The organism is Aminobacter sp. Piv2-1 (assembly GCF_037625995.1).
GTDB lineage: Bacteria > Pseudomonadota > Alphaproteobacteria > Rhizobiales > Rhizobiaceae > Aminobacter.
On the sequence record NZ_JARKMU010000002.1, the window covers coordinates 451061 to 472389 of the forward strand.

General features: G+C 66.2%; 21 protein-coding genes. 10 read left to right on the forward strand and 11 right to left on the reverse strand.

Annotated features, from left to right (window positions below; all coding sequences use genetic code 11):
• Positions 1-2: 2 nt before the first annotated feature.
• Together xseA and AmiPiv_RS06035 are read right to left on the reverse strand one after the other, a co-directional pair.
• Entirely contained in the window at positions 3-1568 is a 1566-nt protein-coding gene (gene xseA / locus AmiPiv_RS06030) for an exodeoxyribonuclease VII large subunit (RefSeq protein WP_340036413.1), read from the reverse strand.
• A gap of 56 nt (positions 1569-1624) precedes the next feature.
• Positions 1625-2581 carry a LysR substrate-binding domain-containing protein gene (locus AmiPiv_RS06035; protein ID WP_340036414.1) on the reverse strand — a complete coding sequence of 319 codons (957 nt, stop codon included), beginning with the start codon at positions 2579-2581 and terminating at the stop codon, positions 1625-1627.
• Positions 2582-2757: 176 nt separating this feature from the next.
• On the opposite strand from AmiPiv_RS06035, the gene AmiPiv_RS06040 reads away from it, so the two are divergent.
• Complete coding sequence (locus AmiPiv_RS06040; protein WP_340036415.1) at positions 2758-3048, forward strand: DUF1127 domain-containing protein; 291 nt, start codon at positions 2758-2760, stop codon at positions 3046-3048.
• A gap of 189 nt (positions 3049-3237) precedes the next feature.
• On the opposite strand, the gene AmiPiv_RS06045 is transcribed toward AmiPiv_RS06040, so the two are convergent.
• The 3 genes from AmiPiv_RS06045 to AmiPiv_RS06055 all read right to left on the reverse strand — a co-directional run bounded on the left by AmiPiv_RS06045 (position 3238) and on the right by AmiPiv_RS06055 (position 6401).
• A complete protein-coding gene (locus AmiPiv_RS06045; RefSeq protein ID WP_340036416.1) occupies positions 3238-4140 on the reverse strand; it encodes a DUF937 domain-containing protein in 903 nt (300 codons plus the stop codon).
• A 160-nt stretch (positions 4141-4300) separates the two neighbouring features.
• Positions 4301-5674 carry a glutamate--cysteine ligase gene (locus tag AmiPiv_RS06050; protein ID WP_340036417.1) on the reverse strand — a complete coding sequence of 458 codons (1374 nt, stop codon included), beginning with the start codon at positions 5672-5674 and terminating at the stop codon, positions 4301-4303.
• A gap of 145 nt (positions 5675-5819) precedes the next feature.
• Entirely contained in the window at positions 5820-6401 is a 582-nt protein-coding gene (locus AmiPiv_RS06055) for a TetR/AcrR family transcriptional regulator (RefSeq protein ID WP_340036418.1), read from the reverse strand.
• A gap of 78 nt (positions 6402-6479) precedes the next feature.
• On the opposite strand from AmiPiv_RS06055, the gene AmiPiv_RS06060 reads away from it, so the two are divergent.
• A complete protein-coding gene (locus tag AmiPiv_RS06060; protein WP_340036419.1) occupies positions 6480-7391 on the forward strand; it encodes an alpha/beta hydrolase family protein in 912 nt (303 codons plus the stop codon).
• Here the strand turns inward: AmiPiv_RS06060 and AmiPiv_RS06065 are convergent, their stop codons facing one another.
• Together AmiPiv_RS06065 and AmiPiv_RS06070 are read right to left on the reverse strand one after the other, a co-directional pair.
• Positions 7392-8123 (reverse strand): 16S rRNA (uracil(1498)-N(3))-methyltransferase, encoded by a 732-nt coding sequence (locus tag AmiPiv_RS06065; RefSeq protein ID WP_340036420.1) that lies wholly within the window; start codon positions 8121-8123, stop codon positions 7392-7394. It abuts the gene before it with no gap.
• Between the two features lie 31 nt (positions 8124-8154).
• Complete coding sequence (locus tag AmiPiv_RS06070) at positions 8155-8802, reverse strand: hypothetical protein (RefSeq protein WP_340036421.1); 648 nt, start codon at positions 8800-8802, stop codon at positions 8155-8157.
• 80 nt (positions 8803-8882) lie between these two features.
• Between AmiPiv_RS06070 and AmiPiv_RS06075 the strand changes: the two genes are divergently transcribed.
• Both AmiPiv_RS06075 and AmiPiv_RS06080 read left to right on the forward strand, forming a co-directional pair.
• Positions 8883-9581, forward strand: coding sequence for a type 1 glutamine amidotransferase (locus tag AmiPiv_RS06075; protein ID WP_340036422.1), 699 nt, complete (start codon positions 8883-8885; stop codon positions 9579-9581).
• Between the two features lie 308 nt (positions 9582-9889).
• Positions 9890-10027: a hypothetical protein gene (locus AmiPiv_RS06080; RefSeq protein ID WP_340036423.1), complete on the forward strand. Its 138-nt coding sequence runs from the start codon at positions 9890-9892 to the stop codon at positions 10025-10027.
• Here AmiPiv_RS06080 and AmiPiv_RS06085 read toward each other — a convergent pair.
• Both AmiPiv_RS06085 and AmiPiv_RS06090 read right to left on the reverse strand, forming a co-directional pair.
• On the reverse strand, positions 10011-10769 hold the full coding sequence (locus tag AmiPiv_RS06085) for a metallophosphoesterase family protein (RefSeq protein WP_340036424.1): 759 nt from the start codon (positions 10767-10769) through the stop codon (positions 10011-10013). The genes AmiPiv_RS06080 and AmiPiv_RS06085 overlap by 17 nt on opposite strands.
• Positions 10766-11563 (reverse strand): FCD domain-containing protein, encoded by a 798-nt coding sequence (locus tag AmiPiv_RS06090; protein ID WP_340036425.1) that lies wholly within the window; start codon positions 11561-11563, stop codon positions 10766-10768. Before AmiPiv_RS06090 ends, AmiPiv_RS06085 begins: the two co-directional genes overlap by 4 nt.
• A 177-nt stretch (positions 11564-11740) precedes the next feature.
• Between AmiPiv_RS06090 and AmiPiv_RS06095 the strand changes: the two genes are divergently transcribed.
• From AmiPiv_RS06095 to AmiPiv_RS06120, 6 genes are all read left to right on the forward strand, one after another.
• A complete protein-coding gene (locus AmiPiv_RS06095; protein ID WP_445206902.1) occupies positions 11741-13084 on the forward strand; it encodes a DUF3422 family protein in 1344 nt (447 codons plus the stop codon).
• A gap of 421 nt (positions 13085-13505) precedes the next feature.
• A complete protein-coding gene (locus AmiPiv_RS06100) occupies positions 13506-15002 on the forward strand; it encodes an FAD-linked oxidase C-terminal domain-containing protein (protein ID WP_340036426.1) in 1497 nt (498 codons plus the stop codon).
• Between the two features lie 233 nt (positions 15003-15235).
• Positions 15236-16489 (forward strand): glycolate oxidase subunit GlcE, encoded by a 1254-nt coding sequence (gene glcE / locus AmiPiv_RS06105; protein WP_340036427.1) that lies wholly within the window; start codon positions 15236-15238, stop codon positions 16487-16489.
• A complete protein-coding gene (locus tag AmiPiv_RS06110) occupies positions 16486-16863 on the forward strand; it encodes a DUF4870 family protein (protein WP_340036428.1) in 378 nt (125 codons plus the stop codon). Before glcE ends, AmiPiv_RS06110 begins: the two co-directional genes overlap by 4 nt.
• A 25-nt stretch (positions 16864-16888) precedes the next feature.
• A complete protein-coding gene (gene glcF / locus AmiPiv_RS06115) occupies positions 16889-18190 on the forward strand; it encodes a glycolate oxidase subunit GlcF (RefSeq protein WP_340036429.1) in 1302 nt (433 codons plus the stop codon).
• A gap of 358 nt (positions 18191-18548) precedes the next feature.
• Positions 18549-19175: a L,D-transpeptidase gene (locus AmiPiv_RS06120; RefSeq protein ID WP_445206903.1), complete on the forward strand. Its 627-nt coding sequence runs from the start codon at positions 18549-18551 to the stop codon at positions 19173-19175.
• A gap of 9 nt (positions 19176-19184) precedes the next feature.
• Here AmiPiv_RS06120 and AmiPiv_RS06125 read toward each other — a convergent pair whose 3' ends face one another.
• Positions 19185-20111, reverse strand: coding sequence for a bifunctional 5,10-methylenetetrahydrofolate dehydrogenase/5,10-methenyltetrahydrofolate cyclohydrolase (locus AmiPiv_RS06125; protein WP_340036431.1), 927 nt, complete (start codon positions 20109-20111; stop codon positions 19185-19187).
• A gap of 302 nt (positions 20112-20413) precedes the next feature.
• Complete coding sequence (locus AmiPiv_RS06130; protein WP_340036432.1) at positions 20414-21172, reverse strand: L,D-transpeptidase; 759 nt, start codon at positions 21170-21172, stop codon at positions 20414-20416.
• Positions 21173-21329: the final 157 nt, after the last annotated feature.

Sequence of the window (21329 nt, forward strand, 5' to 3'; positions counted from 1 at the left end):
CCTTAGAACAAGCTGCCCTGCTTGCCTGTCTCTTTGGCCTTGGCGGCCGGCTTGGCTGCTGCCTTCGGTCGTGCCTCGCCGCTGGTGGCCATGGCATCGGCAGTCCCGTCGGCGAATTCGATCGAAAGCGCCATGCCGGCAGCCACCTCGCCGGCGCGCTTGAGCACGGTGCCTTCGGCATCGCGCACCAGCGCGAAGCCACGCGCCAGCACGGCCTTGTGCGACAGCGTCGCCATCAGCCGGTCCGCCTGTGACAGCCTGGTACGCGCCCGTTCGAGGCGAAGGCCCACGGCCTGGGTGGCGCGGCGCTCCAAAAGGGTCACCTTGTCTCTGGAGGCCAGTTGCCTGCGTGCCAGCGGCTCGGGCGAGAGGCGTCCCCGCGTGCGGTCGAAGCGGACGCGCTTCTCGCGCACGATGGCCCGCAGCGCCGCGTCCGCCCGCAGCATGTCGCGGTCGAGGTGACGCCGCGTCTCGGCGATCCGCCGCGACAGCGTTGCAGGCGACAGCCGCACCGCCGACAGTCTGGCGCGCTTGCGTTCGGTCGATACGGTGAGGGCGCGTCCGAGCCGGCTTGTCGCCTCGTCGAAGCGCCGGCGCGGCAACGCGAGCAACTGGTCGGGTGTCGGCAGAGCGCGGGCAGCAGCCCGAACCGCCTGGCGCTTGCGCTCGATATTGCGCGACACGCAGCCTTTCAGGCGGGCGTGCAGATTGGCAAGCGTCGCTTCGAGCTCGGCCTTCACCGGCACGGCGAGTTCGGCAGCACCCGTAGGTGTCGGCGCGCGCATGTCGGCGGCGAGGTCGACCAGCGTCCAGTCGGTCTCATGGCCGACCGCCGAGATGACAGGAATGCGCGAGGTGGCGACGGCGCGGATCAGCGCCTCGTCGTTGAACCCCCAGAGATCCTCGAGGCTGCCGCCGCCGCGCGCCACGATCAAAAGATCGGGCCGGCGGATCGGACCGTCGTCCGGGAACTCGTTGAAACCGTTGACCGCAGCCGCCACCTCGGCGCCTGAGGTCTCGCCCTGCACCCGCACCGGCCAGACCAAGACATGCAGCGGAAAGCGGTCCTTGATGCGGTGGATGATGTCGCGGATGACCGCGCCGGTCGGCGAGGTGACGACGCCGATGACCATCGGCATGAACGGCAGCAGCTGCTTGCGCCGTTCGTCGAACAGGCCTTCGGCCGCCAGCCTGCGCTTGCGCTCCTCGAGCAGCGCCATCAGCGCGCCGGCGCCGGCGGGCTCGAGATTGTCGATGACGATCTGGTATTTCGACGAGCCGGGATAGGTGGTGAGCTTGCCCGACGCGATGACCTCCATCCCTTCCTCGGGACGGAACTTCAGCCGGTTCATCGTGCCTTTCCACACCACGGCCTCGATGCGGGCACGGTCGTCCTTCAGCGCGAAATAGGCGTGGCCCGACGAGTGCGGCCCGCGGTAGCCGGAGATTTCGCCGCGCACCCGCACATTGCCGAAGGCATCCTCCACCGTGCGCTTCAGCGCGCCGGAGATTTCGCTGACGGTGTATTCGGCAGCGTTGGTGCGTGATTCGGTGGCAAGCTCGCTCATGGCGCGATTGAGGTCCGGCAGGCCCTGCTCGTCAAGCTTGGAGCGTCAGGCGCGGCCTACCATCCCGGCATAATGTGGCTCGGCTTGTGCCTGCGCCCGCGATTGGCCATCAGCGCCTGGAAGTCGAAGGTGCCGGCGTCCTCCGGGATCGGCACCGAGATGTTGTCGAGGCTCTCGCTGATGTGGCGGGCGAGCGCGTCGACGATCTCCGGCCGGCTGGAATGGCCGCGCAGGATGCCGATCTTGCAGTCGGGCAGGGGGCCGAAGCCGTCGGCATCGCCCAGCACCCGCATGCCGGGCCTGAGCGCGCATTCCGGAAGCACGGATACGGCCAGCCCCGCCAGGATCGCCGCGGTAATGACGGTCGCCGACCAACTGGTGAACAGCACGCGATAGCGGCGGCCGCTGGCGTCGAGCATCTCGGTCGCCATGCGCCGCCACTGGCAGGTCGGCCGGCCGAAGGCCATCGGCAGGATCTCTTCCTCGTGCACCATGTGCGCGGCCGACGATACCCACAGCAGCGGCTCGTTGCGCACGATCTCGGTGGGCCTGGTGTCGGCGCACTCCGTCACCAGCGCGATGTCGAGATTGCCGCGCCGGATCTGGTCGGCGAGGTTGACGGTCGGCTCGCACACCACCGACAGCTCGACGCGCGGGTTCGAGCGGGAAAACCGCGCCATGATCTCGGGCAGGAAGCGGTCGGCATAGTCGTCCGGCACGCCGATGCGGATGGTGCCTTCGAGCGCCCGGTCGTCGAACGCAGCCAGCGTCTCGCGATTCAGCTGCAGCAGCCGGCGGGCATAGGAGAGCAGCCTTTCGCCTTCCTCTGTCAGCTTGTTCATGCGGCCGTCCTTTTCGAACAGCGGCTTGCCGATGCGGTCTTCCAGGCGCCGCATCTGCATCGACACCGCCGACTGGGTGCGATGGACCTCGTCTGCCGCGCGCGTGAAGCTGCCGGTGTCGACGATGGAGATGAAGGTGTGGAGCTGGTCAAGGTCGAGTGGAGCGGCCATGGTCGTTTCCATCATGAACTTTGATGCGATACATTAAAAACATTCGTTGGATTAATCAATACAGCAATGGCAATGTTCTAGCGTCCACATGAGGCATGTGAATCGGAACCGGGGCGGCGAAAAAGGAGCGCCGACCGGAAGGGACCCGTTTGTCCCCGATCAGAGAGGAGATCGACATGACTACGCTCGACCATTGCACTGAGACGGCGCATTCCGCGGCTCGCCCGGTGAATGCGATGCGTATCGTCACCCACTTCGCCGACATAGTGCGCGCCTGGAAAAATCGGCGCGCCTTCTATCGTCTCGGTGAAATGACCGACACCGAACTGGCCGACATCGGTCTCACCCGTGGCGATCTGCATGTCGCCGTCGACCTGCCGTTCGCCAGCGATCCGACCGCACGCCTGGGCTCGATCCGTCAGGCGCGCAGCGAGAACGTCGAGCAATTGGCCCGCAGAGTCGCCTGAGAGTTTCGCAGGCTTCCCACTCCCAGCCGGTTCCCCGCCGGCTCCGCCTGCAAAGCTGCCCGGTCCTCCCAAGGGACCGGGCTTTTTTTGTTGGTGGGTGAATAGCGGATAGAAGAGCGCTGAGAGTCCTTCAGCTACACTACTCACTACTCACTACTCACTACTCACTACTCTCTATTCGCCAATCCCTTACCTGTATCGATCCATCCCGCGCGAAAACTGCTCGAAGATCGATTCGACGCCCTTCTGGTACTCGTCGCGCTGCTGGCTGCCGGTCTCGAACATCTTGCCGAAAAGGTCGTCATAGGGATTGCGTGGCCGGCCGCTGGGGTTCTGCTGCGGCTGTGGCTGGCGCGGTTGAGGCTGCGGGGCAGGCTGGCCGCGGCCTCCGCCCAGCATTTCCTCGAAGATCTTGCCGAGCGGGTTGTCGCCGTAGGGAGATTGCTGTGGCTGGCGCGGCGCCGGCTGCTGCGCCTGGCCACCGCCGAACATGTCCTTGAGTATCTTGCCGAACGGATTGTCGAACGGGTCGGGCGCCTGGGGCTGCTGCGGCGCCTGCCGCTGCGGCTGCTGGCCGCCGCCCATCATGCCGCCACCCTGCCGCATCATCTGCTCGATGATGTCGCCGAGCGGATTGTTGCCGCCGCCGAAGCCGGCCGCGGCCTGCATCTGGCCGGTGGACTGCTTGAACAGTCCACCCATGATCATCGAGGCGACGACCGGCAGCATCTGCTGCAGGATATTCTGGCCGACGCCGGTGGCCTGCGCGGCTTGCGCCGCCACTGCCCGCGACAGGTCCTTCGAGCCGAACAGATGGCCGAGGATGCCGTTGCCCTCGTCCACGCCCTGGGACGAGAAGGCGCGGCTGGCGTCGTCGAAATATTTGGCGTGCTGGCCGGTGGCCATCGCCTGCAGGAACGAGCCCAGCCCGTAGGGGTCGGAGACGTTGCGCCTGAGCCCCTGGCTGAAGGCGGGCATCAGCGCCTCGATGGCGGATTGCGTCTGCTGCTGGGTGAGCCCGAACTGGCGCGCCAGTGCCTCCATGCCATTGCCGTTCTGGGCATTGGCCAGCATATCGAACAGGGGCAGCATGTTTTCCTCCGCAGGTCGTTGGCTGCGGGGGAGCCTATTGTGTTTCCGGCTCGTAATGAAGGGGCTTTCGCCCATGTGCGGCGGCCCAAACATCGGAGCCGATCTTTAGGCCGGTGCACAGATTCAGCAATGTAGATTACGTCCGCCGAATGCTCGACAGTTAGTACGCGTACTCCATGAATGCCGGCTCGATCGAGTCGCCCCAGCGCGTGTGATAGGCGTTGAGCATCTCTTCGGCACTGGTCGTGCCGCGGGCAATCACTTCGTCGAGTGTGCTGAGGAAGCCGGATTCGTCGAAGCCGTCGCGGTTCTTGCGTCCGCGGTTGACGAGCCCCTGGCGCGAAAGGGCCAGGACCTCGCGGCCGACTTCGCGCAGCGTCGAGTTGCGGAACGGCGCCGAAATCCCCTGCTCGGGCACGGCGTTGCGCATCGCCAGCACTTCGGCGTAGGTCCAGTCGCGCGTGTAGTCGTCGATCGCATCGAGCGTCGCGGCATCATAGAGCAGCCCTACCCAGAAGGCAGGCAGGGCACAGATGCGCCGCCACGGGCCGCCATCGGCGCCACGCATTTCGAGGAAACGCTTCAGCCGCACGTCGGGGAACAGCGTCGACAGGTGGTTGGCCCAGTCGCCCATGTTCGGCATGCCGTCGGGCACTTCATTGCGCGCCGCCCCGTTCATGAACTGTCGGAAGGTCATGTGCGTCATGTCGTGGTAGCGGCCGTCGCGGATGACGAAATACATCGGCACGTCGAGCGCCCACTCGGCATAGTCGGCGAAGCCGAATTCCGGCGAGAAGCAGAATTCGAGCAGGCCGGAGCGCTGGTTGTCGGTGTCGCGCCAGATGTCGCCGCGCCAGCTCTGCATGCCGTTCGGCACGCCGTCGGTGAAGGGCGAATTGGCGAAGAGCGCCGTCGACAGCGGCTGCAGCTTGAGCCCGACCTGCATCTTGCGGCGCATGTCGGCCTCGCTCTCGAAGTCGAGATTCACCTGGATCGTGCAGGTGCGGTACATCATGTCGAGGCCCTTGCTGCCGACCTTCGGCATGTAGGCGGTCATGATGTCGTAGCGCGACTTGGGCATGCGCGGCGTATCGGCCAGCGTCCATTTCGGGCTGCCGCCGAGGCCGAGGAAGCGGATGCCGAGCGGCTCGGCGATCTCGCGCAACTGCGCCAGATGGGCGTTGCCCTCGCGGCAGGTCTGGTGGATCGATTCCAGCGGCGCGCCCGACAGCTCGAACTGCCCGCCCGGCTCGAGCGAAATGGCGCCCTGGCCGGTCGGCTCGACCAGGCCGATGATGCGGCCGGCGTCGATGATCGGGTCCCAGCCGAGCGTCTTCTGCATGCCCTCGAGCAGGGCGCGGATGCCGCGGTCGGTGCCGTAGGGCACGGGTGCGTTGCCGTCGACATAGAAGGGAAACTTCTCGTGCTCGGTGCCGATCCGCCACTTCTCGCGCGGCTTGTTGCCGGCCGCCAGATAGCCGACGAGTTCGTCCATTCCCTCGATGGGCTGGAAGTCGGTGGTGTCGCGCGCCATGAATGTGTCTCCTGAGGGGCGGAAGAACCGCGGCGCTTGATGAACGATCCAGCGCTTGCCGATCAAGCGAAAAATCCTGAGCCTTCGTCAATAGATATTGAATGATTTCGCTGCGGCAGGCCTGGGCGGCAAGTCCTTGTCTTGACTATCGCACGGGAAGGGCAGCCCGAACCAGCGTCGCCGCCGCTTCGCCAGCCGTTTCGATGTAGCTGGCATCGCGGTTGAGCAGCACCACGGCAAAGCCGCCGTCGAGCAGCAGCACGATCTGGCGGGCCAGCGCCTCTGCGCCTGTTGCACCTGCCTCGGCAAACTCTTGGCGCAGCCATGCCTCGACGCGCTTCTTGTGGGCAATGCCGGTCTTGATGGCCGGATGCCCGGGCATGTCAACCAGTTCGGCAGCGGTGCGCAGGAAGCCGCAGCCTTTCCACTTGGGATGTCGCGCGGATTTGCCGAGATTGCGGAAGATCGCGGTGACCTTGTCGTCCAGCCCGCCCTCGGCTTCGTCGAACCAGCGCTGGAACAGGGCAAGATTGGGCTGGTCGCGGCCGTCGAGATAGGCCGCGATCAGATCGTCCTTGCTGGTGAAATGGTAATAGAGCGTGCGCTTGGTCAGCCCCGCCTTTTCGGCCACGGCATCGACGCTGACGCCTCTGATGCCTTCGCTGTAGAACAGCTTCGAGGCGGCTTCGACGATGCGCTCACGCGTTGGTTTCGCTGCTGTCTTCATCGCGGAAGTATACCGACTAGTGAATGTAATCGAAAGCGACTTTCCGTTAGCCCTAGTGAGCGGAAAGCGAGGTCAGGCATGTCGATTGCAGTCTCGATTTTAGAACCCAAGGCGGTCGAGATCGCGTGCCAGGACGGCGTGGCTCTGCGCGGTCACATCTGGCCACATGCGCGCGGCGAGCAGGCCGGCACTGTCATCGTCAACCCGGCCACCGGCGTTCTCGCGCGCTACTACCATCGTTACGCCGCCTTCCTTGCCGGCCACGGCTTCGACGTCGTCACCTACGATTATCGCGGCATCGGTGCCTCCCGCCCGGCCAGCCTGCGCCGCTGCGGCTATCGTTGGCGCGACTGGGGCGAGCGCGACTTCGAGGCGGTGCTGCGCCTGGCTATCCGCCTCGATCCCGGCGCGCCGCTGATGGTGGTCGGACACAGCATCGGCGGTTTCCTGCCGGGCCTTGCCGAATCCGCCCCTGTCATCACCCGCATGCTGACCGTCGGTGCCCAATATGCTTTCTGGCGCGACTATGCGGCCGACCAGCGCCTGCGGCTGTTCCTCAAATGGCATGTCGCCATGCCTGCGCTCACGGCCTTGTGCGGCTACTTCCCCGGCCGGCATCTCGGTTGGCTCGAAGACCTGCCGTCAGGCGTCGCCAATGAATGGAGTTTTCGCCGAGCCCGCATGGAACTGAGCCATCCCGAGGCCGAGCGGGATGACGTCCTTCGCCGCCTCGCCTCCGTCACCGCCCCGATCCTCGCGGTCGGCATGAGCGACGACGAACTCGGCACGCCGCAGGCGATCCGCCGGGCTCTTGGCTATTATGCCAGTGCGACCGCCACCCAGGTGCTGCTGTCGCCGCAGGATTTCGACCGGCAGCAGGTCGGCCATTTCGGCCTGTTCCACAACCGCCACGCAACGGATTTCTGGCTCGACACGCTTATCTGGCTGCGCGACGGCATCAATCCGTGGCCGGGCAAGGTGCTTGGCTGACTACCAGTCGCCGATGGCAGCCTGGATGACGGCAAGGGCTGCCACCGCCGCCGTGTCGGCACGCAGGATGCGCGGTCCCAGCGGAATGGCGGTGACGAAGGGCAGGGCGCGCAGCATGCGGCGTTCTTCGTCGGAGAAGCCCCCTTCGGGACCGACCAGCAGCGCAAGCTTGCGCTCCTTGATGCCCTTAAGTGCTGCCGTGGGATTGTTGGTCGAGGCGTCTTCGTCGCAGAAGATCAGCCGCCGCTCCTTGTCCCAGCCGGCAAGCATCTGCTCCAGCTTCACCGCTTCCGTCACCTCTGGAATGGCCAGGATGCCGCATTGCTCTGCCGCTTCGACCGCATTGGCGCGCAGGCGGTCGATGTTTGGCTTCATCTGGGTGTGCTGGGTCATCACAGGCATCAGCGTGCCCGCGCCCATCTCGACCGCTTTCTGCACGAGATAGTCGAGCCGGCCCACCTTCAGCGGCGCAAAGCAGTAGACGAGGTCGGGATGCTCGGGCTGCGGCCGTTGCAGCTCCAGCACCTCGAGCCGCACCGCCTTTTTCGTCCGTCCGGCGACCTTTGCCGTCCACTCGCCGTCGCGGCCGTTGAACAGCAGCACCTCGGCGCCCTCGCCGAGGCGAAGCACGTTGCCGAGATAGTGGCTCTGCTGCGGGTCGGCGTCGAAGGCAGCCCCAGCGGAGACGTCGTGCGGCACGAAAAGCCGCTGCATCTTGTAGTTCGCGCGCATGGCCGAGCAATGCGGCAGGCCGCTGCGGTGGTCAAGGCCCAGCGCTCGGATGCCAATCGGGCCGGTAGCCCTCCTTGAGCACGGCGAGCGTCGTCGCCGGCGTGATGACGGACATATTGGTATCCGCAAGTTCACCGAGGCCGAACTGAGCATCATAGCCGGAAAAGCTCCAGCGCAGCGCCTGGCCCTGGCGGATCGCATAGTCGGAAGCACCGTCCGAGAACATGGCACCGTCGGGCAGCAAGGCGAGGCCACCGCGATCGATCGTGACCGGGCTTCCGCCGGAGGCGAGGCGTTCGCCGTGGAGGCAATTGTCGATCTCGGCGACCTTCGGGCTGTCGACGCCGAAGGCACGGCCAAAGGCTGCGCCATACTCCCTGGCCCGGTCGCGCCGGCAATAGTGGCAGGGCCGGTGCCCTGCCGCGAGCGCGGTCACTTCGTCGAGGAAGAACAACTCCGTCCAGCCGGTCTTGCCGGCCGGGCGGTTGCGCCCCATGGGCACGCGCCGGACGCCCTTGAAATGCAGCGCGCAGGTGATCCATGCCTTGGTCGCCCAGCGCCGCCCGAGCAGTGTGCGGGTTTCGGGATCGTGGATGATGCCGCGATTGCCCGTGAACATGCCGCGCGCCGGATGCGCATGGATTTCCCCGGCAGGATCGACCCTGTTCTGAAGTGGCATAGCCGATCCTTCTTGGCTGCGTCGGGGGCCGCATGATAGGGCTCGCCGCAGCTTTGTCACGCCACGCTCGAAGGTCCGAAATGCGCGTTCTGATCGTCCAGAATTTTGACAAGACGGGCCTTGGCCAACTGGGTGTGGCCCTCACCGAGGTGGGCGCCGAGATCATCCAGTGCAACGCCCATCTCGGCGAGCCGCTGCCTGCGGACGCGGACGGCCACGACGCGCTCGTCATGCTGGGCGGCGGCCAGAATGCGCTCGACGACGGCCATTCTCCCTATTTCCCGCAGCTGATCGAACTGGCGCGCGATTTCGTCGACAAGGACAAGGCGGTGCTCGGCATCTGCCTGGGCTGCCAGTTGCTGGCACGCGCCTTCGGCGGCCACAACCGCATCGGCGGCGCCACCGAGTTCGGCTGGCACGGCATCTCGCTCACCGAGGAGGCGCTCGACGATCCGCTCTTTGCCGAGCTCCCCGACAGTTTCCCGATCTTCCAGTGGCACGACGATACTTTCAGCCTGCCCGAGGATGCCGTGCGCCTTGCCGCAAGCTCCGTCACCGGCAACCAGGCGTTCAGGGTCGGCCGTGCCGGCTACGGCATCCAGTTCCACTTCGAAGCCGACCGGGCGATGGTCCGTGAATGGAACGAGGCCTTCGCCGACGTGATCGCCAGCACCAATCCCGACTGGCCCGAACGGCATGAGGCCGAGGCTGCCCGCCATGGGCCCGAAGCAGATGCCGTGGGCATGGCCCTGGCGCGCGCCTGGGTGGCCGCGATCTGACGGCTGACGGGGGCAGCCGAACACCGTCCGCCATCCCATTTCGTGACATTTTTGGCACTGCGAAAGAAATCCGCTGTGGATGGTAGTTTGCCCGCTGGATTGTGCCGAAAAGCCTTTCTATGAGAACTCCCGCGCCGGGCGGAAATGGTATCGCGAATGAACCGTTCCCGCGCTCGGAGCGACACAAGCCCGATACAGAACGACACTACAAGCTCGGCTCGACTGGTCGGGCCGCGGTGCCTTGCAGCAACTTTTCGTAAACTTGTTCGTAACTCTGCTCATGCAGAGTGCAGGAAGCTCAACCTGAGATGACCCCTGTGAAAGCAGTGCTCCTGTCCCTCGCCATGCTGTCGGCCATCGTGCTCGGCGGCTTCGGGATCTATTCCGCGGACGCCGCGTCCGATCACAACGTCGTCGACGGCTACGGCGTCACCGCCGCCCGCTGACGCGCGGCAACTCCACTGAAATCAGTCGCTTTTCGGCTCTGTCGACGACGAGCGCCGTGAGTATGCCTGAATGGAACGCGCCCGTGTCGACGTTGACGCGGTTGGGCATCACCTCGGCTTCGGCCTGGGGCGTATGACCGTGCACGATCACTTTCGGGTGGAGCGCCGGATAGTTCAGGAATTCTCCGCGGATCCACAGCAGGTCGCGCGGGTCCTGCTCGTCGAGCGGGATTTGCGGCCGGATGCCGGCGTGGCAGAAGAAGAAGTCGCCGAACGTTGTCGAGGCGGGCAGCCGGCGCAGGAAGCGCCGATGGCTGTCGGGAACCGCCCTGACCAGTGCTGCATGGGTCTGATGCAGACCGAGCGCATCGGCCATCCGCAGCGCGACGCCGTATGACCATGCAGTCTCCGGCCCGCCGTTGCGGGCAAAAAGGCCAGTGGGGTCGGGATAGTCGAGGAAGTCGAGAAATCCCTGGTCGTGATTGCCGGCAAGCACGATGTTACGGCTGTCGCGTGCGGTGGCGGCGATGAGGAACTCGATCACGCCTTTCGAGTCGGGACCGCGGTCGACCAGGTCGCCCAGGTGGATGATGCGCCAGTCGGGCGGCCGGTCGCGGGCGATCTCCGCGGCGATCCGGGCATGCATTTCGGCGAGCAGGTCGAGATGGCCGTGGATGTCGCCCACCGCATAGAGGCGCAAACCCTCGGGGCCTCGGGCATCGAGAAAATGCACGCCCATCATGGCAGTTTCCGGTCGGCTCCACCGGTTTCGAGCCGCTGCTTCAGCCTGAGGCGGGAAATGCGCTGCCAGTCGCTGCTGCGCTCGGCCTCGGCCATGGCGCGTTCGAGATAGCTGATGTGGTCCATCGCCGCCTTGCGCGCCCCGGCGGCATCTCCTGTGGCCACGGCGCGGTGGATCGCCTTGTGCTGGTCGAAGAGCGCGTCGCGCGCCGCGGGCAGGGCAAACACCACCAGCCGGTTCTGGAACACCCCGTCGGACAGGAGCCGGTAGCACGAGCGCAGAGTGTGCAACAAAATGATGTTGTGGGCGCATTCGCCGACCGCGTGGTGGAATTCGACGTCGATCGCCGCTTCCTCCTCGAAGTCGGCCCGGCCATAGGCCGCCTCCATGCGCTGCATGATCCCGTCGAGCATCGCCAGGTCCTCCCTGGTCGCGCGCCGCGCGGCGTATTCGGCGGCGAGCCCTTCGATCTCGCGCCGGTATTCGAGGTAGTCGGAAGCAGCCTTCCTGTGGCTGACGATCAGTTCCATGACGGGCTTGGAGAAGACCTGGCCTATGACGTCGGCGACATGCGTGCCGCCGCCATGGCGCGACACCATCAGGCCGCGCGTCTCGAGCGCCTTGAGCGCGTCGCGCAGGATCGGCCGCGACACGTCGAGCTGCTTGGCCATCTCGCGTTCGCCGGGCAGCCGGTCGCCGGCACGCAGCACGCCTTCGAGGATCAGGCTTTCGATCTGTTGCACCACCTCGTCGGCGGTGCGCGAATGCTCGATCCTGGAAAAGATGTCGCTCAAGAGGGCCGTCCGGAAGCTCTGTTCTTGGCCGGAAGGATAGGTGGGAGGCCCCCAACTGGTCAAATTATTTATCCACTCCGGCAGTGTTCGAACGTGGCACTTGTGATGCACAGTATCAGCCGTCGCTAAAGTTGGCGTTTGCCTGTCGCGGCAAACTTACCTAGAGGCAGGAAGGTCATGGCATCGAGGGAGCTGCAAGTGACAGCCGAGCCGTCCTCACTGGAGTTTTTGCCGCGCGCGACCGGCAGCGTCATGGGCTTTCCGGCCCATGAGGGGCGTCCCGGCGCCCTCGGCGAAGTCCATTCGCGGCCGCATCCACTGGTCGAAAGCCCGCGCGTGCTGGTCCAGCTTTCCTTCATGACCGAGGGCGGATCCGCCGTCGACCAGGCGGTGCTTTCGGAACTGTCGCGCCGCCTCGGCATCGCCGCGCCCGACCGCCAGGCCCGCCACCATGCCATGAAGTGGGGCCAGGGCTCCCTGCGCTGGGAGCGTCACACGGAGTTCTCGACATATCTCTGGGAAGGGCCGCTGAGCGACAGCGGCCGCGCCCAGGAGGATTCGCCCTTTGGCAATGCCTTCAGCCCGCCCGGTACAGTCATCTCCGGCATCCGGCTCGAGATCCGCAAGTGGACGCCGGCCAGCGAGAAGCTGATCGCCACCTTCGATCCCACCAGCCTGTGCTATTCGCTGGTCGAGAGCGGGGCTGCGGCCATCGTCACCGATTTTCGCCAGGACGGCGACGGACTGACCCGTATTCTCATCCTCGACCGCGGGCTGACGCCGGCGCGGACCGGCGCGCTCTCGGCGCGTCTGACCGATATCGAGACCTACCGCACGCTGGCAATGCTGGGCTTGCCGATGGCGCTGTCGCTTTCGGGCCGCGTCCGCCGCATCGAGGACCGGCTTGCCCAGATCACCCGCGAGATGAAGGCGATCGAAACCCGCGACAGCCAGGCATTGCTTGCCGACCTCACCGAACTCGCCGCCGAGCTCGAGGCCGACGCCGCCTCCAGCCTCTACCGCTTCGGTGCCAGCCGTGCCTATGACGGCATCGTCCGCGAGCGCCTCGAGGCGCTCGACGAGGAGGTCGTGCCGGGCTACGACACCTGGGCCGGTTTCCTCAAGCGCCGCGTCGCGCCTGCCATGCGCACCTGCCGTTCGGTCGAGGAGCGCCAGGCCAACCTCTCGCGCAAGCTGACCCGTGCCACCACGCTGCTGCGCACCTGGGTCGACGTCGAGGTCGAGAAGCAGAACCGCGACCTGCTTGCCTCGATGAACAACCGCGCGAGGCTGCAACTGCGCCTGCAGCAGACGGTCGAGGGCCTGTCGGTCGCCGCCGTGTCCTACTACGTGGTTGGCCTGGTCGGGTACATCGCCAAGGGCGCGTCGGCGGTCGACCACGCCTTCGCGCCCGAGATCGTCACCGCCGCGGCCGTGCCGCTTGCCGTGTTGCTCGTCTGGTGGGGCGTCCGCCGAGTCCGCCGCGCCCATAGCGAATCCAAGCTGCACCCCGGAGAATAGCGGCGGCACCTTCTCCCCTTGTGGGGTGAGGAGTGGTGGCCGTAGGCCAGGAAAAGCCAACGATTTGGCTTTTCCAACGACGAACGCCCGGAGCCATAGCGGAGGGTCGGCGCGACCTCCCTTCTCCCCTTGTGGGAGAAGGTGCCCCCGAAGGGGCGGATGTCTGGAGCGCGGCATTTCAGATCCAGCCTAGCTCGACCCTTCCCCTTCACCGTTGCACTCCGTCCAACACCCCTCATCCGTCTCGGCGCGGCGCGCCGATCCACCTTCTCCCACAAGGGGAGAAGGGCGCCTCCCAGCGGCAGATTGACGCTGTGGGAAGGTCGTGGCGCGCCGCTGCGGCCGTCGACTTTCTTCCAATTTGCATGCGTCGGGTTCAACTGGTAAAAGCTTTTTACCAGTTCTCGACCGCAGGTGACCGATGTCCGGCATATTGATGCCCAAGCCCGATGCGGCGACGCTTGCCCGCCGCGCCGAGATCGTCGCCGACATGCGCATCATCGTGCCGGGCGAGGGCGTGGTCGACACGGTCAACGAGATGCGCGCCTTCGAGAGCGACGGCCTGACCGCCTATCGCCAGCTGCCGATGGTCGTCGTGCTGCCCGAGACGGTCGCCCAGGTGTCGCGGCTTCTGAAATACTGCAACGAGCGCAACATTCGCGTCGTGCCGCGCGGCTCGGGCACCTCGCTTTCGGGCGGCGCGCTGCCGCTCGAGGACGCGGTGCTTCTGGTCATGAGCCGCTTCAACCGCATCCTCGAGATCGACTATCCCAACCGCACCGTCACCGCGCAGCCGGGCGTCACCAATCTCGGCATCACCACCGCCGTGGAGCAGGACGGCTTCTATTACGCCCCCGACCCGTCCTCGCAGATCGCCTGCTCGATCGGCGGCAACGTCGCGGAAAACTCCGGCGGCGTGCACTGTCTGAAATACGGGCTTACCGCCAACAACGTGCTCGGCATCGAGATGGTGCTGATGAACGGCGAGGTGGTACGACTCGGCGGCAAGCATCTCGACGCCGAGGGCTACGACCTGCTCGGCATCATGACCGGCTCGGAAGGGTTGCTCGGCGTTGTCACCGAGGTCACCGTCCGCATCCTCCAGAAGCCCGAGACGGCGCGGGCGCTGCTGATCGGCTTCCCGACCAGCGAAGAGGGTGGCCAGTGCGTCGCCGACATCATCGGCGCCGGCATCATTCCCGGCGGCATGGAGATGATGGACGGCCCGGCGATCCGCGCCGCCGAGGACTTCGTCCAGGCCGGCTATCCGCTCGATGTCGAGGCGCTGCTGATTGTCGAGCTGGATGGCCCCGCCGTCGAGGTCGACCACCTGATCGGCCTGGTCGAGGCGATCGCCAACCGCAACGGCGCCACTACCTGTCGTATTTCGCAGTCCGAGCAGGAGCGGCTGACCTTCTGGGCCGGCCGCAAGGCGGCATTCCCGGCCGTCGGCCGCATCTCGCCCGACTACTACTGCATGGACGGCACCATTCCGCGCAAGGAGCTGCCGCGCGTGCTCGCCGGCATGCGCGAGCTGTCGGAGCACTACGGCCTCGGCGTCGCCAATGTCTTCCACGCCGGCGACGGCAATCTGCACCCGCTGATCCTCTACGATGCCAACAAGCCGGGCGAACTGGAAAAGGCCGAAGAGTTCGGCGCCGACATCCTGCGCCTCTGCGTCCAGGTCGGCGGCGTTTTGACCGGCGAGCACGGCGTCGGCGTCGAGAAGCGCGACCTGATGCCGGAGATGTTCAACGACATCGACCTCGACCAGCAGATGCGGGTCAAATGCGCCTTCGACCCCAACCATCTGCTCAACCCCGGAAAAGTCTTTCCGCAACTGCGTCGCTGCGCCGAGCTCGGCCGCATGCATGTGCACCGCGGCCAAGTGGCGTTTCCGGACATTCCGAGGTTTTGAGGGGGTGAAATTTTGATTCTGGCGCTCCGTCCCGCCTCCCTCTGGCCTGCCGGCCATCTCCCCCACAAGGGGGGAGATCGGCTGTCATCGCCGCCTTCGCCAATTGCCAGCGCCGAAAGATGGGCGCTGCGGCCGCAACTGCCAATCTCCCCCCTTGTGGGGGAGATGGCCGGCAGGCCAGAGGGGGGTGGGAAGAAACGCGGCCTTTCGGGCGTTCCTGGCGGGCTTACCCCATGACCACCTTCACCCCCGTCATCGCAGCCGACGTCCTTTCCGCCGTCCAATGGGCCGCTGCGGAAGCCGCACCGCTGGAAATCCTCGGCCAGGGCTCCAAGCGCGCGCTCGGCCGGCCGCTGCAATGCGAACACACGCTCGACCTGTCGCAACTCGCGGGCGTGACCCTCTACGAGCCCGCCGAACTGGTGCTGTCGGCCAGGGCCGGCACGCCGCTCGCCGAGGTCGAAAAGCTGCTCGCCGACAACGGCCAGCAGCTGGCCTTCGAACCGATGGACTACGGCCCGCTGCTCGGCGAGACGCCTGGGCGCGGCACAATGGGCGGCGTGCTGGCTGCCAATCTCGCTGGTCCGCGTCGTCTCAAGGCGGGTGCCGCACGTGACCACATCCTCGGCATCCACGCCGTTTCCGGGCGCGGCGAGGCCTTCAAGTCGGGCGGGCGCGTGGTCAAGAATGTCACCGGCTACGACCTGTCCAAGGCCATGGCCGGCTCGTGGGGCACGCTGGCCGTCGTCACCGACCTCACCTTCAAGGTGCTGCCCGCCGCCGAGAGCGAGACCACGCTCGCCATCCGCGGCCTGCTCGACGACAACGCCACCGCTGCCATGTCGATCGCCATGGGCTCCAGCGCCGAAGTGTCGTCCGCAGCGCACCTGCCCGAGCGCATGGCGGCCCGCGTGCTCGACGGCAGGCTCGGCGGCGATCCGGCGACCTTGCTGCGCGTCGAGGGTTTCGGGCCGTCGGTCGCCTACCGCCTTGGCCAGCTCAGGACACTGCTCGGCAATGCCGGCCCGATCGAGGAGGTGGCGGAAGACGCTTCGCGCGCGCTTTGGCGCGACGTGCGTGATGTCAGGCCCTTCGCCGACGGCAGCGACCAGCCGGTCTGGCGCGTCTCGATGCCGCCGGCCAATGCGCACCATATGGTGCTGGCCTTGCGCATGCAGGCGGCGGTGGATGCTTTCTACGACTGGCAAGGCGGTCTCGTCTGGCTGCGCATGGAGGACGAGCCGGAGGCAGACCTGCTGCGTGGCCTGATCAGGCAATATGGCGGTGGCCACGCCACCCTGGTCCGTGCCGCGCCGGCCTGGCGCGCCGCAGTGCCAGTGTTCGAGCCGCAGCCGGCGGCGCTGGCTGCACTTTCGGCCCGCCTCAAGGCCGAGTTCGACCCGAAGGCCATCCTCAATCCCGGCCGGATGGTGCATTCGTCCGACTCTGCTACCTTGGCGCGTGTTTCAGAGGGAGCGACATCATGAGCGACACGCAGCCGAACTTCACCCCGCGCCAGACCGACCGCTGGCTCGATCCGGGCCCGACCAATGTCCAGGTCATCTACGTGCTCTATCTCGCTGGCCTGGTCATCGGGGTCAGCGGCATCGTCGGCATCATCCTGGCCTACATGAACCGCGGCAAGGCCGGCGGCTTCGTCGAGACCCACTACACCTGGCTCATCCGCACCTTCTGGATCGGCCTGCTCTATGCGCTGGTCTCGTTCATGCTGATCTTCGTCTTCATCGGCTTCATCCTGATGTTCGCGGTCGCAGTCTGGTTCATCGTCCGCTGCATCATGGGCCTGCAGGCCGTCGGTCGCGGCGAGGCCATCAAGAACCCCGAGAGCTGGCTGATCTAGCCGCTGACAAGAGTGCCATAACGCCGTGCAGACCAATTTCACCACAGCCCAGCTCGCCGATCCGCATGTCGCGGAATCGGAGAAGATCCTGCGCAAATGCGTGCATTGCGGCTTCTGCACGGCGACTTGCCCGACCTATGTGACGCTCGGCAACGAGCTGGATTCGCCGCGCGGCCGCATCTACCTGATCAAGGACATGCTGGAGAACGGCCGCCCGGCCGACAAGGAGATCGTCACCCACATCGACCGCTGCCTGTCCTGCCTCGCCTGCATGACCACATGCCCCTCGGGCGTGAACTACATGCATCTGGTCGACCACGCCCGCGCCCATATCGAGAAGACCTACAGGCGCCCGTTCGCCAACCGGCTGACGCGGTCGCTGCTGGCATTTGTCCTGCCGCATCGCGGCCGCTTCCGAGCGGCCCTCAAGCTGGCAAAGCTTGGCCGGCCCTTTGCCGGCGCCTTCGACAAGGTTGCGGCATTGAAGCCGGTCGCCGCCATGCTGCGGCTTGCGCCAGCGTCGGTGCCGGCCACCTCGGCACTGGAAAGGCCGGGCGTGCACGCGCCCAGGGCGGCAAGGCGCGGCCGCGCCGCCATCCTCACCGGCTGCGCCCAGCCGGTGCTCGAGCCCGGTATCAACGAGGCGGCGGTGTCGCTGCTCAACCGGCTCGGCATCGAGGTCGTGGTGCCGCAAGGGGAAGGTTGCTGCGGCGCGCTCGTCCACCACATGGGCCGCGAGGAGGCCGCACTTGCCTCGGCCAGGAAGAACGTCGACGCCTGGACGCGCGAGATCGAGCGCGGCGGCCTCGACGCCATCGTCATCACCGCCTCGGGCTGCGGCACCACCATCAAGGACTACGGCTTCATGCTGCGGCTCGACCCGGCCTATGCCGAAAAGGCGGCGCGGGTTTCGGTGCTGGCCAAGGACATCACCGAATATCTGGCCACGCTCGACCTGCCCGAACCGGCCCGTAAGCCGGGCCTGACGGTCGCCTACCATTCCGCCTGCTCGATGCAGCACGGCCAGAAGATCACGCGCCAGCCCAGGGACCTGCTCGCCCGCGCCGGCTTTGTCGTCATGGAGCCGCGCGAGGGGCACCTGTGCTGCGGCTCGGCCGGCACCTACAACATCCTGCAGCCGGAGATTTCGGCCCGCCTGCGCGACCGCAAGGTCAAGAACATCGAGGCCACCGGCGCCTCGCTGGTCGCTACCGGCAACATCGGCTGCATCACCCAGATCGCTTCGGCGGCAAAGCTTCCCGTCGTCCATACCGTCAAGCTGCTCGACTGGGCCTATGGTGGCGACAAGCCGGCCGGCATCGGCTGATCAACTAACCGAGAGCTACGCGCGGATACCTTGCTATTTCGGGATGCTCTGATAGCGGAGGTCCTCGCAATCGGTTTCGCCGCCGGTCGGCAGTCTTCGACACCGCAGATTGAAACCCGGGCATGGAACATGCGAAATTGGCGCGTTCCCAGGTTCGCAGAAAGCACTATTGGAAAGCTTGATGACGACTTTTACCCGCCGCAGGTTGCTTGCCCTGGCCGCGACCGGAGCCGCCTCCGCCGCGCTGTCTGCCTGTTCGACTACAAGCAGCCAACGGGCCGCCTATGTAGCTCCTGCCTTTCCGGAGCCTCCGGTGGCGCCGCCGCTGAGCGTGGACCCGGCCTTTGGCGATCCGACCATGATGTATGCTCCCGTCAACGACAACGGCTACGACATTCCGGGCGTGCCGTTCAAGAAGATCGACCGGCGCTACTATCGCCAGATCGTGGCCGACCCGACCGGCGAGAAGCCGGGCACGGTCGTCGTCGATACGTCGACGCATTTCCTCTATCTGGTGCTCGGCGACGGTGAGGCGATCCGCTACGGCGTCGGCCTCGGCCGTGCCGGCTTCGATTGGGCCGGGCGCGGCGTCATAGAGTGGAAGCAGCCCTGGCCGCGCTGGTTCCCGCCGAACGAGATGATCGACCGCCAGCCGGAACTCGAGCCGTACCGCGCCAAGCAGGTGCCGGGCAAGAACGAGTGGGAGGGCGGCATGCAGCCGGGTATCCGCAACCCGCTGGGCGCACGTGCGCTCTATATCTTCCAGGACGGCAAGGACACGCTCTACCGGCTGCACGGTTCGCCCGAATGGGCATCGATCGGCAAGTCCGTCTCGTCCGGCTGCGTGCGGCTGATCAACCAGGACGTCATCGACCTGTTCGAGCGCGTGTCTGACGGCACGCCGATCGTCGTCACCAGCGGGTTGCCGACCGGCATGGCGCCGGCCGCGGTGTCCGAGATCAGCAGCGACGCCTACAGGCTGTAGGCGTCGGCTCTATTCCGCTGCCGCCAGCTTGGCGTCGCCGGTTGCGAAGCTCGATTTGTAGAGCGCGCGCTGGCGGTTGAGCGCCACCATGGTGTTGCGCAGCAGGATCGCCACGGTGACCGGGCCGACGCCACCGGGCACCGGCGTGATCCACGACGCCACTTCCTTGACCGAATAGGTGTCGACGTCGCCGACGATGCGGGTCGAGCCGTCCGGCAGCGTCTCGGCATTGATGCCGATGTCGATCACCGCCGCGCCGGGCTTCACCATGTCGGCCTTGATCAGCCGCGGCTTGCCGACGGCGACGAACAGGGCGTCGGCGCGGCGTGCATGCGCTGCCACCGAGCGCGTCATGTGATGGCATACCGTCACCGTCGCGCCCTCGCTCATGAGCAGGAAGGCGATCGGCTTGCCGACGATCTCCGAATGCCCCACCACCACGACCTCCAGGCCCCTGAGGTCGAGGCCAGTGGCCTTGAGCAGTTCCACCGAGGCTGCGGCCGTGCAGGGCGCGAGATCGAGCTGGTTGTAGACGATGTTGCCGATCGAGGCGGGGTGCATGCCCTCGACGTCCTTCAGCGGATGCACGGCGGCTTGGATCGCCTTGATGGGAATATGCTGCGGAACCGGCCGCTGGATGATGATGCCGGTGATGCGCGGATCGGCATTCATGCCGTGGATCGCGGCTTCCAGTTCGCCTGCGGTCAGCTCGGCCGGAAAGCGGCGTTCCTCGAAGTCGATGCCAGCGAGCTCGGCCTTGGTGCGCTGGTTGCGCACATAGACATCCACCGCCTCGACGTCGCCGACGGTGATGGAGACGAGCTTTGGGCGGAAGCCTTCCGCGGTCGCCTGCTGGGCAGCGGCGCGAACCTCGGCAATGATGCGGGCGGCAACTGGGCCGCCCTTGAGATAGCGGGTGTCATCGAGCGGCGGCATCTTTTTCTCTCCGGCGGTCAACGGCCAGCGCGCCGGCCGAAAGTCTATCTACGGAAGGCGCGCAGAATGAGCAGCTGGGGCACGGCGCGTCCGTTCAACCGCGGCGCTCCAAGTCGTTTCTCCGATACTTCGCCGCGCCGCCAAAGGGAAGGGCGGCCGATGTCAAAATTTCACCCGTATTGAACAAATTTTCCTGAAGTTGACGCTAGGGCACCCTTCGAATGTGGAAAAGGGCAGCGCCTGGCGCTGCCCTTTTTCCCGGAGGCCGGCTTCTGCGGCCGGGCTCCGCCCCCGTAACCGAACTATCTGACGATTACCTTGGTGCCGACCGGAACGCGCTCGTAAAGCTCGATCACGTCCTCGTTGCGCATGCGGATGCAGCCCGACGAGACGGCTCCGCCGATGGTCCAGGGCTGGTTGGTACCGTGGATGCGGTACAGCGTCGAGCCGAGATAGAGCGCGCGTGCGCCCAGCGGATTGTCGGGGCCGCCCTCCATTTTCGCCGGCAGCACGCGTCCCTTGGCGCGTTCGCGCGCAATCATCTCGGCCGGCGGGCGCCAGTCGGGCCATTCGCGCTTGGCGGTCACCTTGTGGGTGCCCGACCATTCGAAGCCCGGCTTGCCGGTGCCGACGCCGTAGCGCCGCGCCTGGCCGCCTTCTTCGACGAGGTAGAGGAAGTTCTCGATGGTATCGATGATGATCGTGCCCGGCTTCTCCCCGCCGTCATAGGCGACCTGCTGCGGCAGGTAGATGGGGTTCATCTGCGGCTGGACCGTGCGCTTTTCCGGTGCCCGCAGCGCGGCCAGCTGCGGCTGGGCCGGGTTCGCTTGCCGGCGCTGCATCGCGCGTTGCTGCGCCTTCGGCGGCACCTGGCGAAGCTTCGGCTCGCGTGCCTGCCGCCTGGGTGCAACTTCCGCCGGATCGCGGCCGAGCTGCAGCACCCACGGCGCCGAAAGGTCGGGGCTGACCATGACGGGCGGCCGCTCCGCATAGCGGTCGTAGGCCAGCGCCGGCGAGGCCAGCAGCGCGGCGCAGGCGGCGAGCATCAAAGGGGTCTTCATGGCGGCACTCTTCAGCATTTTGGTCGCGAGTAGCGAACCTTTCGCAGCCGACCTTGGCTGTCCGATCCCACCGAAACGTGAATCGGGTTGCCTAAAATGCGGCTTTGTCAGCAAACCATTCGGTGTGGTTACCAGGCCGTTCAGGAATCTGGTAAAG